The sequence below is a fragment of the Cupriavidus pauculus genome (assembly GCF_008801835.1).
Taxonomy (GTDB): domain Bacteria; phylum Pseudomonadota; class Gammaproteobacteria; order Burkholderiales; family Burkholderiaceae; genus Cupriavidus; species Cupriavidus pauculus.
On the sequence record NZ_VZOW01000001.1, the window covers coordinates 253588 to 267653 of the forward strand.

The following is a 14066-nucleotide window of genomic DNA, read 5'->3' on the forward strand; positions in this document are numbered from 1 at the left end:
CGTCCCGATGTCGCGCTATCATTTGCCGCTATGCAACCAGTTGCATAGGTCCCCAAAGGCGGGGAAACGACAGATAAAACATCGAGGAGACTGATATGGACGTCCAAGGCTTGATCCCCGAGGCGCGGCAGACGCTGACCGCCTGGCACGCATTGCTGGCGCGCAACGCCATGGAAGAGCTGGATCCGTTGCTGTCGGACCGCATCGTGTTCCGCTCGCCGGTCGCCCATACGCCGTATCCGGGCCGCGCCGCGATCAAGCTGGTGCTCAAGACCGTGAACACGGTGTTCGAGAACTTCACCTATCACCGCGTGCTTGCCTCGGCCGACGGCAAGAGCGTGGTGCTCGAGTTCAGTGCCGAAATTAACGGCAAGGCGCTCAAGGGCATCGACATGCTGCGTTTCGACGATGCGGGCAAGATCGAGGAATTCGAGGTCATGGTGCGGCCGATGTCCGGCCTGCATGCGCTGGCCGACGCGATGGGCGCGAAACTCGGCGCAAACAAGGCAACGCTCACCGCCGCGCAAGGCTGAGCGCGCGCGTGTGAGCCACGCGCCGGACGTGGCGGCCGAGGCCGTCGCACCCCGGCACGGGCCGCGGTGCGCCGACTTGCTTCGCGCCGTCCCAATCAGCCCGCGTAGCCGTGCGACGTGCTTGCCGCCATCGGTGCGTCGGCTGCTGGCTCCGTGTGAGCGGGCGCGCGCACGTCGCACGCGACCAGCGCGCTGAGCTGGGTGGCCAGATGGTCGGCCAGCCGCGCGGTCAGCGCCAGGATGGTGAGGGTCGGATTGGCCTGCCCCGAAGACGGAAACACCGCGCTGCTGGCCACATAGAGATTGTCGGTGCCAAATACGCGGCAATCGGGATCGACCACGCCGCGTCGCGCGTCGGCCGCCATGCGCGTGGTGCCGATCTGGTGAAAACCGTCGGTGGCCTGCGCCATCACGGCGGCCAGCCGCTCGGATTCGGGCATCCAGTAGTCGAGCCGGCCCGCGCCGGTTTCGCGCAAATGCCGGTCCAGCAGCGCATGCTGGCGCAGCACCGATTCGCCGTCCGCGGGCTGATAGCGCAGATCCACCTTCAGACGCCGCATGCCGTAGGCGTCCACGCTGTCGGCCAACGTCACGCGGCTTTCGCGCGACGGCAATTGTTCGGCGTGATAGTGCAGCGCATACACATTGTTCGGGCTCGACAGAAAGAAGCCCGGCAGGCGCGGCCGCGCGAAATAGCGCCGATAGACGAACGGCGGCACAAACGTGGCGATGCGCGGCAACTGGCGGACCACGTTGCGCCAGTGCGCGGCCTGGCTGCCCCGCGCATTGGCCGCCGTGACGCTCTTGGCAATGGCGGGCGCGGCCAGCATGCGATTCAGCCCCGGCGTGCGCAGCGCCAGATAGGCCAGCGACAGCACGCCGTTACCGTGCGCGGGATCGGCGGGTGGATGATTGTCCAGCCACATCGCGGTATTGAGCAGGCCATGCTGGCGCTGCACCGCGGCCGGCGCGGTCAGCCGCCGCCGCGCATAGAACCCCTGGGCGTCACGTTCGAAGTGATAGATCGTGCGCGCCGGGTCGGCATGGAACCGCACGCTGGCGATCTTGCCGGAGATATGTCCCATATAGTGCCGGCCCAGCATGTCACTGCGATTGCCCAGGCGGTTGTCGTGGCGGGTGTTGGCGTTGAGCAGCAGGCGCGCCACTTCCAGCCCGCCGCAGGCCAGCACAAAGCGCTCGGCCTGGATGCGCACGCGCGCGGCGCCCGTCTCGCCGCTGGCCACCACCACGCCGCGCACCTGTTCGCTGTGCGGATCGAGGTCGATGGCGACGCAGGTGGAATCGAGTAGTAGCCGGATATGCGGATGCGATGTCAGCACCTGCGCGTAGCGTTGCGCGAAGTTCGGCTCGCCACTCCAGCGTTCCAGATCGGACGCGATGAAATCGCCTGCGCGGAACGTGCCGCTAAGCGGACGCGCCGCCGTGGCCGCGTCAAGCTGGTGCAGCGAAAATGCCGGCCGGCCGCAATCGGCGTAGTCGCAGGCGATGTCGTACCACGGCAATATCTGCGCGTACGAAATCGGCCAGTCCGTGCCCGGCGCATGGTCGCGCGTCTCGAAATCTATCGGATCGAAGGGGATGCAGCGCCCGCCCCATAACCACGAGGTGCCGCCCAGCGCGCGGCGCACGGCGTCCTGCATCGGCGCATGGCGACGGCTGTCGACGATCTCGGCGTCGCACATCGATTGCGCTGGCGTATGAGATCGGGCGCCGCCGCTTTCCACCAGCACCACATCGATCTTGCGCCGCGCCAGTTCCAGCGCGCAGGCGATACCAGCCGGACCGGCGCCGATGATGCACACGCGGGTCTGCAGGGTCGCCTCAGGCGACGGGGTGCTCGGGGCCATCGATGCCTCTCCGGTTTTTCTTGTCATCGCGGCGAGCGATGGGGCGCGCCAGGGCCTACGGACGGCCGGGCAAGCGATCCGTCCACGTCGGCAATGTATTTGCGCGCCAGCGTGCGCTCCGTGCGGCGGCGCACCAACCGGCGGAACGCGGGCAGCGGATCAGTCCGCGCGAGGCGGCTTGCCGGGCGCTTGCCGCAGATCGAGCGTCGCCACGCGCAGCGTGGCGTCGTCGGGCGAGGCCACGTCCTTGAAGCCAAGGCGGCGCGCCAGCCCGCGCATGCCCCGGTTGGAAGCGAGGATGTAGCCTTCCATAAGCTCGAAGCCTTCGGCGCGCGCGCAGTCGATCAGCGCTTCCATCAGGCGCCTGGCCAGCCCGTTGGCGCGCCAGCCATCCAGCAGCGTGACCGCGAATTCGCAGCGCTTGCTGCCGGGAATGCCGTTGTAGCGCGCGCCGCCGACCAGATCGCCCGAGCCGTCGGTCATTTCGGCGACCAGCGTGCAGTCGTGTCCGACCGGGTGGACGACCGCTTCGAGCATGGAGTCTGGCAAATCCTTCATCGCGGTCATGAAGCGGGTATAACGCGCGTCGGCCGACAGCAGGTCAAAGGCTTCCAGCACGCCCGCGCGGTCGTCATCGCGGATCGCCCGCAGCAGGACCTCGCGGCCATCCCGCAAAGTCACCCGCATGGGCAGGCGCGGGGCGCACGATTCGGCCGCGCCGGCTGGATCGGCAGGACGGGGTGCGGGCGGATTGGAGGAATCGGGCGGATTGACGGGCATCGGCAGGATCGAGGGGCGTGCCGTCAATGGTAGACAACACGGCGGCGCGATCCAACCGATCGATCCAAATCGGACCGGCGCGCTTGATCGCCCCTAAAGTCCACCAGAAAGTTGCCGTTAGATCACTACACTGGATCAACCCTAGTGGATACGGATCGTATGGTCGCCATCTCCTCCGTGGGCTCGCAGAGCCTCGCCCTGACGCAGTCCGGCAGCCCGGCCGCGGCCGCCGCCGCCGCCTCCAATGGCGCGCCCGCTGCGGCACAGCCCACTGCGTCCACTACCGTCACGCTCGGCCAGTCGGCCGCGTCGCCCACCTATTCGATCACGCCGGTGACGCCAACACCGGTATGGGAGCATGCGTCCAACGACCTGATCTCGATGCGGATGGCCGGCAATATGTCGGGCTCGACGTTATCGGCGCGCTTCGGCGGACTTGGCGCGGCGCTGCTCGATCAGGTGAAGGCCGACGGCGCGAGTTTTTCGCAGTCGATCATGCAGCTGGCGCCGGGCCAATCGGCCGATGCCGTGTCGTCGGCGGACCTGCACGCGCCGGCCGCCAACGAAATCGCGCTGACCGTCACCACGCGCAGCGGTGCGACCGTCAATATCAAGCTGGGCAGCAACGGCGACCGCCTGAGCGTGCAGATGTCGGTCAAGGACGGCCAACTGACCGATGCGGAGCGCGATGCGCTGGGCAAGCTTTCCGAATCGTTCCAGAAATCGATTGATGGCCTGACGCAGACGCCGCCCCGGCTGGACTTGAACGGCCTGACGCAATACGACGCCACGGCGCTGTCGTCGGTGCGGCTGCAGGCCAACCTGTCGCTGGGCAACAATCAGACGCAGACGCTTGACTTCCAGGCCGACGACAAACATCGCTCGGTCACCGCGGCGGGCCCGGCCGGCACCGTCGACCTCAGCGTCGACATGACCAAGGCGGTCACCTTCGGCACGCCGGCACAGCAAGCCAAGGCGGTCAGCAAGTATCTGCAGCAGTTTGACGACGCCAAAACGCGCGGGCAGGGCGATGCGTCGTTGATGTCGATGTTCAAGGACGCGTTCAGCGCCTTGCACAGCCAGTACAACACCACCACGACGCAGCAGTCGCGCTTCACGCTCAGTAATGGCGACCGCGGCTTGCTGACGGGTCTGGCGGATTTTTCGGCGTCGGTCACGCAGACGCCACAATCGGTCAATCCGAAGCGATCCGACGAAGTGGATGCGTTTGCGTATCAGGTTTCGCAAACGACCCAACTGCAGGGACGCGGCCAGGCCGACCGCGGCGTGACGCAGACCCAGCAGTCCAGTCTGGACGCCAGCTACCATCGCGCGCTGACGCCCGATATTCCGCTCAATCTGACCGAAAGCAAGTATTCGCAGAATTATTACTATGAGCAGATTCACGACAAGGCCAGCAGCCAGACCGAATTTGCCTATCGCAAGGGCCAGTTGGTGAAGGCCACGGTTACGCAAACCGCCGAGCAGTCGCAGCAGACGCAGAAATACGTGATGGGTCAGCTGGAACAGGATTACACGACGCCCACGTCGAAATCCCGCACCATCGATATTCTCGCCATGGTCAAGGCCGCCGAGCGCAACAGCCAAACCGGGCTGCGGGACAAAGGCGAAGAACGCGACCGCATCATGGCCAGCATGAACGACAAGATCTTCCTGGAGCCCAACGCGGCGCGGATTCTGGGCTGATCGCGCGGCGCTCCGGTGTGCGGCCGGGGCCGACCGAGCAAAGGACGCTTAGGACGCCAAGGACGCCACTGGCGTCCTTTTTCTTTTGTCGAGAGCGATCACGGCTGCAGTAAGCTTTGGCGTGCGGCGTCGCCTGCCATGGCGATGCGCGGCGCGCGGCGTCATCGCTCGCGGTCATGCCAGGCTCCATTCCATCCGAGGAGAACATGCAGTGAAGAAGAACGACACGCAGGAAGGTCCTTCGGCATCGCAACTGATCGACGAGAAAATCGCCGCGATGACCGACTGGCGCGGCGCGATGCTCGGGCGTCTGCGCGCCATCGTCAAAGCGGCCGATCCGGAGGTCATCGAGGAATTGAAATGGCGCGGCGTGCCAACGTGGTCTGACAACGGCATCCTCTGTACCGGTGAAACCTACAAGACCGCTGTGAAAATGACCTTTGCGAAGGGTGCGTCGTTGCCCGATACGGCCGGATTGTTCAATGCCAGCCTGGAAGGCAACACACGGCGGGCGATCGATTTCCACGAAGGCGACAAGATCGACGAAAAAGCGCTGCGGACGCTGATCCAGGCCGCCGTGGCCCTGAACCGCTCGAAGACCAAGACCTGACGCCGCCACCGGGCGCTCGCCAGAAAACCAGGCTGTCCTGCAACGCGCAGTGACAGCCTTTTTCATGGGCGCCCGGCGTTCGATTCAAACGTTTCTTGACAAAACTCAGCCTACCACCTTGAATACGTCGAACTATACGATGTTCAAATTGATGGGAGGCAAAGTGGATCCAGTACAGCAAGCGCCCCAGAGCATCTGGGAACAGGGCAACTACGCGCCGGTCATGCAGGAGATCGACGCCGGCGGGCTGGCGGTGCAGGGCACGCTGCCGCCCGGGCTGAGCGGGACGTTGTTCCGGATCGGCCCCAATCCGCGGTTTCCGTCGGCGGCCACGCACTGGTTTGGCGGCGACGGCATGATCCACGCGATTTCGCTGACCCACGGCGCGGCGGCGTATCGCAACCGCTGGGTGCGCACGCCCAAATGGCGCGACGAGGACCGCGCCGGGCGTCCACTGTTCCGGACCTTCGCGGGGAAAGTCTCCGATGCGCCCGACTGGGCCGGTGACGACCGCGGCGTGGCCAACACCCATATCGTGTGGCACGCCGGGCAACTGCTGGCGCTCGAGGAAGCGCACTGGCCGACCGGCATCATGCCGCGCACGCTCGAAACGCTCGGTTATGCGCAGTACGGCGGGGAGCCAGGCGCGGCACCAGGCGGGGCAGACTCGGCCAGACAGCGCGGCCCGTTCACCGCGCATCCGAAGATCGATCCCCACACCGGCGAGATGTTCTTTTTCGGCTATAACGCCGACGGCCCGTTCACGCCCGCCATCACAGTCGGCACGATCGCGCCGGACGGGCGGATCACGCGCCAGATCAGGTTCGATGCGCCGTACTGCAGCATGGTCCACGATTTCATGATGACCGAGCGCCATCTGCTGATTCCGATCCTGCCGCTGACCGGCAGCCGCCAGCGCGCCGAGCAGAAGCTGCCGGCCTATGCGTTCGAGGGCGGCCGTTCGTCGATGATCGGCGTGCTGGACCGCGACGGGCCGTCCGCTACGGTGCGTTGGTACGAGGGTCCCGCCTGCTATGTGTTTCACACCATGAACGCGTGGCAGTCTGGCAATTCGCTGCTGGCCGACGTGATGGTGTACGAGGAACCGCCGCTGTTTCCGCGCCCGGACGGATCTCCGGGCGACCCGGCGCGCCAGCAGGCCTACCTTGCGCGCTGGACCTTCGACCTGACGCCCGGCAGCGGCACGTTCACGCAACAGCGTCTGTGCGATGTGGCCGGTGAGTTTCCGCGCATCGACGACCGGTATGCGGGCCGCAAGTATCGCCATGGCTGGTTTGCCGCGTCGCGCCCCGGCGAGTCTGATCTCAGCGGCATCGTGCATGTCGATGTCTCGACCGGCGCATCGCGCGCGTTCTGGTTGCCGCCCGGCGATGTCACGTCTGAACCGGTGTTTGCCGCGCGCGGCGATGCCGAAGGCGACGGCTGGATCCTGGCAGTGGTGTGGCGCGCCGCATCGAATACCAGCGAATTGCTGGTGCTCGATGCCGGCGATATCGCGGCCGGCCCGGTCGCTACCGTGGCATTGCCCCAGCGCGTGCCGTTCGGTTTCCACGGCAACTGGGTTGCAGGAGATTGCGCATGAGCCGATTGCTGCGTGTAGCCAAGCCGCTGGTGCTCGATACGTTGGGCGTGCTGGTATTTGCGGTGCTGATGGCGCTGCATGTCAACGTTGCCATCGCCACCGCCGCGGGGCTGGCGATAGCGCTCGCGGTAGTGGCGCGCGAACGGCTCCAGGGCCGGCGCGTCGCGGTGTTGCAATGGATCAGCCTGGCGTCGGTGGTGGTGTCTTCCATCGCCACGTGGCTGACGTCCGATGCGCGCTTCGTGATGGCCAAGCCCAGCGTGCTGTTCCTGGTCATCGGCATCGTCATGTTGCGCAAGGGGTGGATGAATCGCTATGTGCCGGCCGAAGTGGCACCGCGGGTGGCGCGCGAGATGACGCTCTTCGGCTACGCGTGGGCCGCGCTGATGCTGGTGTCGGCCGCGTTGAACCTTGTGGTGGCGGTCTGGCACACGGCTTCCTGGCCGACGTTTATCGCAATCTATCCGGCGGCATCCAAGGCGGCGCTGTTCTGCGTGCAATACGCGGTGGTGAAGGCCGCGCTGCGCAGGCGCGCGCCCGCCGCGGCCGCGGGCGAATCGTCGCTGCAGCCCGGGCCCGGCGGCGAATCGGCCGATAGCCAAATCGCGATGTAAGATGGAAGCCCCCTGTTCCTGCGTATCCGGTATGACCCGAGAATCCCGCGCTTCTGCCTCGGCCGCCGCCAGCGGCACGCATCGGCCGCCCAACGCAACCACCGGCGGCGCCATCAAGCCGCAGGGACAGTGGCATCACGGCGACCTGCGCGCATCGCTGATTGCCTGGGGCCTGCATCTGCTGGATACCGAAGGCATCGGCGCGATGAGCCTGCGCGCCGCGGCCAAGCTCGCCGGGGTATCGCCCGGCGCGCCTTCGCACCATTTCCAGGATCGCAACGGACTGCTGGCCGCCATCGCCGCACAGGCGTTTCGTGAACTCAAGGATTTCAAGAGCGAAAAGGCTGCCAGCCTGCCCAATAGCACTCCGGCTGACCGCCTGCGCGGATTGCTGGTCGGTTACGCGGAATTCGCCCACACCTATCCGGCGCGCTTTCACCTGATGTTCGGCCCGTCGATCGAACGTCGCGACGAGTACCCTGAACTGGCACAGGCCGCCGGCAACTCGTTTTCGCGCGTGCGCGAAGCGGTAACCGCCTGCCTCGATGGCCAACCTCCCGTGCACCTTTCCGAGGACAAACTGGCCTTCGCGGTGTGGATCGCCGCCCACGGACTGGCCACGCTGACGGCCAGCAACGCGCGCGTGTCCAGCATTTCGCCCGAGCCGATGGACGTCGGCCAAATGGCCGCCGTGGTGTCTGAATTCTGCCTGCGCGGATTGCGCGCATGCGCACCGGCCGCGGCCGACGCGAGCGCGGCACGCCTCGATTCCGAGGCGGCCGGCAAGCCGTAGTCACCGGGCGCCGCGCGCCTTGCGCCGGCAATTGGCCCCGTCGCCGGGCCACCGCCGCCGCCCCTTTTCCGTGCCTTTGTCCGCCCAGCCACCTGGGGGAATGTGCGGGACATACCTTTGAGGCAAGATGCACGCTGCAACGGTGATATTGCACATGTCTTGCCGGGCGTTGTTGTGATTTGACGACGTTTCGGACCCGCATCGGTCGATTCCGCACCGCAGGGAGCAGGGGAGCACAGTGCAATTCCCCGGTAGGCCTCAAGCTTTCGTCAAAGCGATTCCCTATTTCAACCCCCGCAGTTCCGACCTGGAAAACCATCGATGCCGTTATCCGCACATCAGTCACACCTGGCCATTTCTATCAGTCCCGGCAGATCCGCGCCGCTGCCGGAATGGATCGCAAAACGGATGGACGCCCACTTCATCGACCGGATGGAGAAACTGTGGGGCGGCGACCACCTGCTGCACGGGCGCACGCCGGGGCCGGACGCGCTGCATCTGAGCAGCAACGACTATCTATGCCTGCTGGGCGAGCGATCGCTGGTGCAGGCGCAAGCGCGCGCGCTGCTGGAAGAGTCGCCGGAGTTGCTGATGTCGTCGGTGTTCCGCCATGGCGACACGCCGCAGCAACGCGTCGAACGCAAGCTGGCGGCACTGATGCAGGCCGAGGACGGCCTGATCGCCCAGTCCGGCTGGGCCGCCAACGTTGGGCTGGTGCAATGTATTGCGGGGCCCGGCGTGCCGGTCTATATCGACATGAACGGCCATGCGTCGCTATGGGAAGGGATCACCGCCGCCGGTGCGCAGGCCGTACCGGTGCGCCATAACGATTTTGCACACGCGTTGCGCCAGATCGAGCGGATCGGACCCGGTGTGATCATGGTGGATTCGGTCTACAGCACCACGGGCAGCCTGGCGCCGTTGGAAGAATATGTCCGCGTGGCCGAGCGCACGGGCTGCGTGCTGGTGGTCGACGAGTCGCACTCGCTTGGCACGCACGGGCCGCGCGGAGGCGGGCTGGTGGCGGAACTGGGGCTTTCGGAGCGCGTTCACTTCCGTACGGCGTCGCTTGCCAAGGCGTTCGGCGGCCGGGCCGGCTTTGTCACCTGTTCGTCCGCTTTCAAGGATTTTTTTGCCGTCGAGGCGCGGCCGGCGATCTTCAGCTCCGGCCTGTTGCGCCATGAGATTGCCTGGTTCGAGGCGGCCGCCGATTTCATCGCCGCAGCCGACGATCGTCGCGCCAAGCTGCACGAGATCACGAAAACCACGCGGGCGGCGATCACCGCGCTGGGCTACAACATCAGCGACGGTTCGGAGCAGATCATCGGCCTGGAGGCGGGAACGGAGCCCCAGGTGATGGTGCTGCGCGACGCCCTGCAGCGGCGCGGCATCTTCGGCGCGGTGTTCTGTTCGCCCGCTACCCCCAAGAATAGGGCATTGATGCGCCTTACGCTGCATGCGAAACTCACTGCCTTTGAAATAGACCGCCTGGTCTCGGTACTTGCGGAAATCCGCGACGAGGTGAGGCTCGAAGAATGGTCCTCGACGCGCCGCGCGCGACGCGGTGTCTCGCCCCAATAGGCGATGCACGGCACCTTTGCAGGAGACAGAGCCGGAGATGGAAGCAACGCAAGAGCAAGCCAGACGCCCGTCCGCGGTGGCCAGACTGGCCCGGGACGCAAGGCGCGCGATGTTCGAGAAGGCGTCGCGCACCACGCTGCTCGACGAAGAGAGCGTCGTGCGGCTGCGCCGCATCCAGATGGTCGGCGCGCTGGGCGTGATCGGACATCCGCTGTACTTCGTCATCTGGTCCTACGTATTTCCGCAGCCGTATGAAAACATCTGGCTGAGGCTAATCTGCACGGCGCTGTTCGTTCCCTTGCTGTTTGCATCGGCACTGTCGCACAAGCGCTGGCTGCCCGCGTACGCATTGTTTGCGATCACGATCGGCATGCCTTTCGCATTCATCTTCTTTTACCTGGAAAACCACGCGTCGCTGGTGTGGGCCGAATCGGTAATCATTGCCGTGGTGGTGCTCTATCACTTCAGTTCGGTGTTTGCGACGATCGCGCTGCTGGCCGGCGCGGCAGGGGCCTTTGCGATATTCGTGGTGGCGGGGCATTCGGTGGCCGGCATCCCGTGGCAACCGCTGCTGCTGCAGATCCCGATCATCGCGTTTGTGATCGCGGTGCTGGTGGTGATCAAGCTCGACCGCCAACTGCTGATGGAGGAAAAACGGCGCGGCATGGCGGTAGCGCTGGCCACCGTTGCGCACGAACTGCGCACGCCGCTGACCAGCCTGACGATGACCGCCAACGGGCTCAGGAACGCGCTGCCGGCAGCGCTGGATCCGCAGGCGGCGCAACGCGCCGGCCTGCTGCAGGCAGTGGCCCGGCTGCAGGCCGATCTCGCGCACGTCAACAGCAGCCTGGAATTGCTGGTGGCCAATTCAAAAGATCCGAAGGCGGCCCGCCAGGAGGTGTTCGAACTGGGCCAGTCGATTCGCCGCGCCATCGAGCGCTTTCCGTTCGACGTCCCGCATCAGGACATCGTCAGTATCGAGATTGCCGAGCCCATGCCGGTGATGGGCAATGCGCAACTGTTCGAACTGGTGATCACCAACCTGACCAAGAACGCACTGGAAGCCATCAAGCGGGCTGGCAAGGGCGCGATCCGCATCCGCTGCGAGAGCCGGCAAGGCAACGTCCATGTGCTGTTCCGCGATACGGCCACCGGCGTGCCCCCGCATGTGCTGGCACGCATGTTCCAGCCGTTCTTCTCGTATCCTGCGCATCGCGGCACCGGCATCGGCCTGGCCTTCTGCCGCGACGTGCTGCGCAGCTGGGGCGCGTCGATTTCCTGCCGTTCGGTCGAACACGAATACACCGAATTCGATCTGCAGTTTCCGCAGCCGCGCGTAACGGCATAACGGTGTGACGGCGTGACGCGCGCCGCGGGCGCGGTTCAGAAGCTGGCGGCGATACCGAGCGAAAAGCCGCTCACGTTATTGCCGAACACATAGCGCAACACCGTGCGCACCCGCGTGACGAAGATCTCGTGCGCGCTGGTGTCCAGTTCCAGGCCCACACCGACCGTGGTGAGATAGTCGAAGCCCAGCGCCCCGGCCTGCGCGCCGAGATAGTGGGAATGCGACAGTTCGAGAACGTATCGGACCGGCCGATCGAGCGCATGCATGCCCGTCGGCGCACGCCATCTCGCGTACAGGCTTGCAGTCTGCGCCTCGGCCGAGCCCTTCACCGCGTCGGACGTCCCGCCAAAGCTCTGCAGATGGATATGGGTGTAGCGCAGTTCGAGGTCGATCTCGTGCGTCTCGCGATAGTGTTCCCAGTCCAACATTAGCGACCCGCCCAATCCGTACGCGTTGAGCGTGCCGCCATCGAGGAAGTTGATGTCGCGATCGGTTTTGTGGTTGACGAAGCCCTGGGCGAGTCGCAAGTCGCTCGACACATTGCCAAGCGACGCATTGAGAATCGGACGGATCACCAGTTCCTTGTCGTCGGTCAGCGGAAAATCCCAGCCCACACCGATCGTGCCGGACACGGTGTTCCAGCGCGTGGGCAGCGGGCGAGACTCGGATCCCTGCGTGGCGACAAACGTCGGATCGTAGCGGCTATAGGCGATCGCCCCCTCCATATACAGCGGGAACGACTTGCTGAAGGTAAAGCCGCCGCCCAGTTGCGACATGATGATGCCCGGGTTCTGGGTCTGGGAATTGTTCAGCGACAGCGAACTGGAAGCCAGATCGGGCACCACGGAAAAGCTCATCAGCGTCAACACCGCGTCGGCGTGCCGCTGGACGCCCGCGCCAAACAGCTGCGGGTCGGGCGCCGTCTGCGCGAACAGCGGCGCGGCGCTGGCCAGCGCCAGCAACGCGGCACCCGCGGGTAGGGCTCGTCTGATGCGGCGTGGCAGGTAACGGGCCATGGCATCCACCGGCGATCCGGCGTCGATCCACGATGCCCTACACATTAGCGCTGCCGTCAGATGCTGCGTATTGGACCAAGGTTCCATTGCCGGTGTCGCACGCGCCATCTATAAGTTCCTCAACGATGCCGCCACGGGAGGTGGTGGCTCGATTTGTCAGGGAGAACGCCATGACGCACGCCTGCGTGCGAGGGATCCGGCCGTCGCGGGCCCTGCGCTGGCTGGGCGCGTGGCTTGTCGCCTGCGTGCTGGCAGGCGTTGGCGGCGCCCAGGCCCAGAACGCGGCAAGCCAGCCGCCTACCTTCAAGCCCGAGGAAATCGAGGCGCTGGTGGCGCCCATCGCACTGTACCCCGATTCGGTGTTGTCGCAGGCGCTGATGGCGTCCACCTATCCGCTGGAAATCGTGCAGGCCGCGCGCTGGCTCAAGGCCAATCCCAACGTCAAGGGCGATGCGGCCATCAAGGCCGTGCAGGACCAGCCATGGGATGTCAGCGTGAAGTCGCTGGTGGCGTTTCCGCAGGTGCTCGAACCGATGAACGACAAGCTCGACTGGACGCAGAAGCTTGGCGATGCATTCCTGGCGCAGGAAAAGGATGTGCTGGCGGCGGTGCAGCGCCTGCGCGCCAAGGCGCAGCAGTCGGGCAACCTGAAGTCGAATGAGCAGCAGAACGTGATTGTCGAGCCAGCGCCACAGGGCGCGACCACGCAGACCATCGTCAAGATCGAGCCGGCCAACCCGCAGGTCATCTACGTGCCGTCTTACAACCCCACGGTGGTCTACGGCAGTTGGGGATATCCGTCGTATCCGCCGTACTACTGGCCACCTTATCCGGCCTACTATCCGGGCGGCGCGCTGATGACCGGCTTTGCCTGGGGCGTGGGCCTGGCCGCTGCCGGCGCCATTTTCTCGAACTGCAACTGGGGCGGCGGCGACGTCAATATCGACGTGAACCGCGCCACCAACATCGACCGCAGTTTCGACCGCACCAAGGTGGAAGGCGGCAATCGCTGGAAGCACGATTCCAGCCACCGCAAAGGCGTGGCATATCGCGACAACGCCACGCGCGAACGCTTCGGCAATAACGTCGGCGGCGCCGACCGACGCAACGATGCACGCGGACGCGAAGGGGTGTCGGACCGCGCAGGCAATCGGCAAGGCGACCGCGGCGGGGACCGGGCTGGCGATCGCGCGGGCAACCGGCAAGGCGACCGCGCCGGAGACCGGGCTGGGGACCGTGCCGGTACGGCTGATCGCGCCAGCAGCGGCGACCGACTTTCCAGCAATCGCGGGGGCAGCGCAGGCGTGGGGGACCGCAGCGCGGGCGGGGCGAGTCGTACCAGCTATGGCGACGGCGTCGGCGGTGGGCGCGACAACGCGTTCCAGGGTGTCGGCGGCGGCGGGGGTTCCGCACAGCGCGACTTCGATCGCGGCCGCGCCAGCGCCGGCTCATCGGGTATGGGTGGCGGCAACGCCGGCCAGCGCGGCGGCGGTGGCGGTGGATTCAGCGGCGGTGGTGGTGGTGGATTCAGCGGCGGCGGTGGTGGATTCGGCGGTGGCCGCGGTGGCGGGGGCGGCCGTGGCGGCGGCGGACGGCGCTGATCGCACGCCAGC

General features: G+C 66.0%; 12 protein-coding genes. 9 read left to right on the plus strand and 3 right to left on the minus strand.

The features are described 5' to 3' along the window. Positions 1 to 95: 95 nt before the first annotated feature. Positions 96 to 533 carry a nuclear transport factor 2 family protein gene (locus F7R19_RS01095; RefSeq protein ID WP_150979080.1) on the plus strand — a complete coding sequence of 146 codons (438 nt, stop codon included), beginning with the start codon at positions 96 to 98 and terminating at the stop codon, positions 531 to 533. Between the two features lie 95 nt (positions 534 to 628). Here the strand turns inward: F7R19_RS01095 and F7R19_RS01100 are convergent, their stop codons facing one another. Both F7R19_RS01100 and F7R19_RS01105 read right to left on the minus strand, forming a co-directional pair. Beyond that, the gene (locus tag F7R19_RS01100; protein ID WP_170292545.1) at positions 629 to 2401 is read right to left on the minus strand and encodes an FAD-dependent oxidoreductase; all 1773 of its coding nucleotides are present in this window, start codon (positions 2399 to 2401) and stop codon (positions 629 to 631) included. A gap of 159 nt (positions 2402 to 2560) precedes the next feature. Beyond that, positions 2561 to 3181 (minus strand): GNAT family N-acetyltransferase, encoded by a 621-nt coding sequence (locus tag F7R19_RS01105; RefSeq protein ID WP_211922695.1) that lies wholly within the window; start codon positions 3179 to 3181, stop codon positions 2561 to 2563. 159 nt (positions 3182 to 3340) lie between these two features. Here F7R19_RS01105 and F7R19_RS01110 point away from each other — a divergent pair, with 159 nt between their 5' ends. From F7R19_RS01110 to F7R19_RS01140, 7 genes are all read left to right on the plus strand, one after another. Continuing rightward, a complete protein-coding gene (locus tag F7R19_RS01110; RefSeq protein WP_150979082.1) occupies positions 3341 to 4888 on the plus strand; it encodes a hypothetical protein in 1548 nt (515 codons plus the stop codon). A 211-nt stretch (positions 4889 to 5099) separates the two neighbouring features. Further along, on the plus strand, positions 5100 to 5498 hold the full coding sequence (locus tag F7R19_RS01115; RefSeq protein WP_150979083.1) for a DUF1801 domain-containing protein: 399 nt from the start codon (positions 5100 to 5102) through the stop codon (positions 5496 to 5498). Between the two features lie 163 nt (positions 5499 to 5661). Further along, entirely contained in the window at positions 5662 to 7101 is a 1440-nt protein-coding gene (locus F7R19_RS01120; protein ID WP_223505725.1) for a carotenoid oxygenase family protein, read from the plus strand. Next, positions 7098 to 7715 (plus strand): septation protein IspZ, encoded by a 618-nt coding sequence (locus F7R19_RS01125; RefSeq protein WP_150979084.1) that lies wholly within the window; start codon positions 7098 to 7100, stop codon positions 7713 to 7715. Before F7R19_RS01120 ends, F7R19_RS01125 begins: the two co-directional genes overlap by 4 nt. A gap of 31 nt (positions 7716 to 7746) precedes the next feature. Continuing rightward, positions 7747 to 8508: a TetR/AcrR family transcriptional regulator gene (locus F7R19_RS01130; protein WP_150979085.1), complete on the plus strand. Its 762-nt coding sequence runs from the start codon at positions 7747 to 7749 to the stop codon at positions 8506 to 8508. A gap of 321 nt (positions 8509 to 8829) precedes the next feature. Further along, complete coding sequence (gene cqsA, locus F7R19_RS01135) at positions 8830 to 10089, plus strand: alpha-hydroxyketone-type quorum-sensing autoinducer synthase (protein WP_150979086.1); 1260 nt, start codon at positions 8830 to 8832, stop codon at positions 10087 to 10089. Between the two features lie 37 nt (positions 10090 to 10126). Beyond that, positions 10127 to 11437, plus strand: coding sequence for a sensor histidine kinase (locus F7R19_RS01140; protein WP_150979087.1), 1311 nt, complete (start codon positions 10127 to 10129; stop codon positions 11435 to 11437). 35 nt (positions 11438 to 11472) lie between these two features. Here the strand turns inward: F7R19_RS01140 and F7R19_RS01145 are convergent, their stop codons facing one another. Next, a complete protein-coding gene (locus F7R19_RS01145) occupies positions 11473 to 12453 on the minus strand; it encodes a hypothetical protein (protein ID WP_061955214.1) in 981 nt (326 codons plus the stop codon). Positions 12454 to 12623: 170 nt separating this feature from the next. Here F7R19_RS01145 and F7R19_RS01150 point away from each other — a divergent pair, with 170 nt between their 5' ends. Next, entirely contained in the window at positions 12624 to 14054 is a 1431-nt protein-coding gene (locus F7R19_RS01150; RefSeq protein WP_150979088.1) for a DUF3300 domain-containing protein, read from the plus strand. Positions 14055 to 14066: the final 12 nt, after the last annotated feature.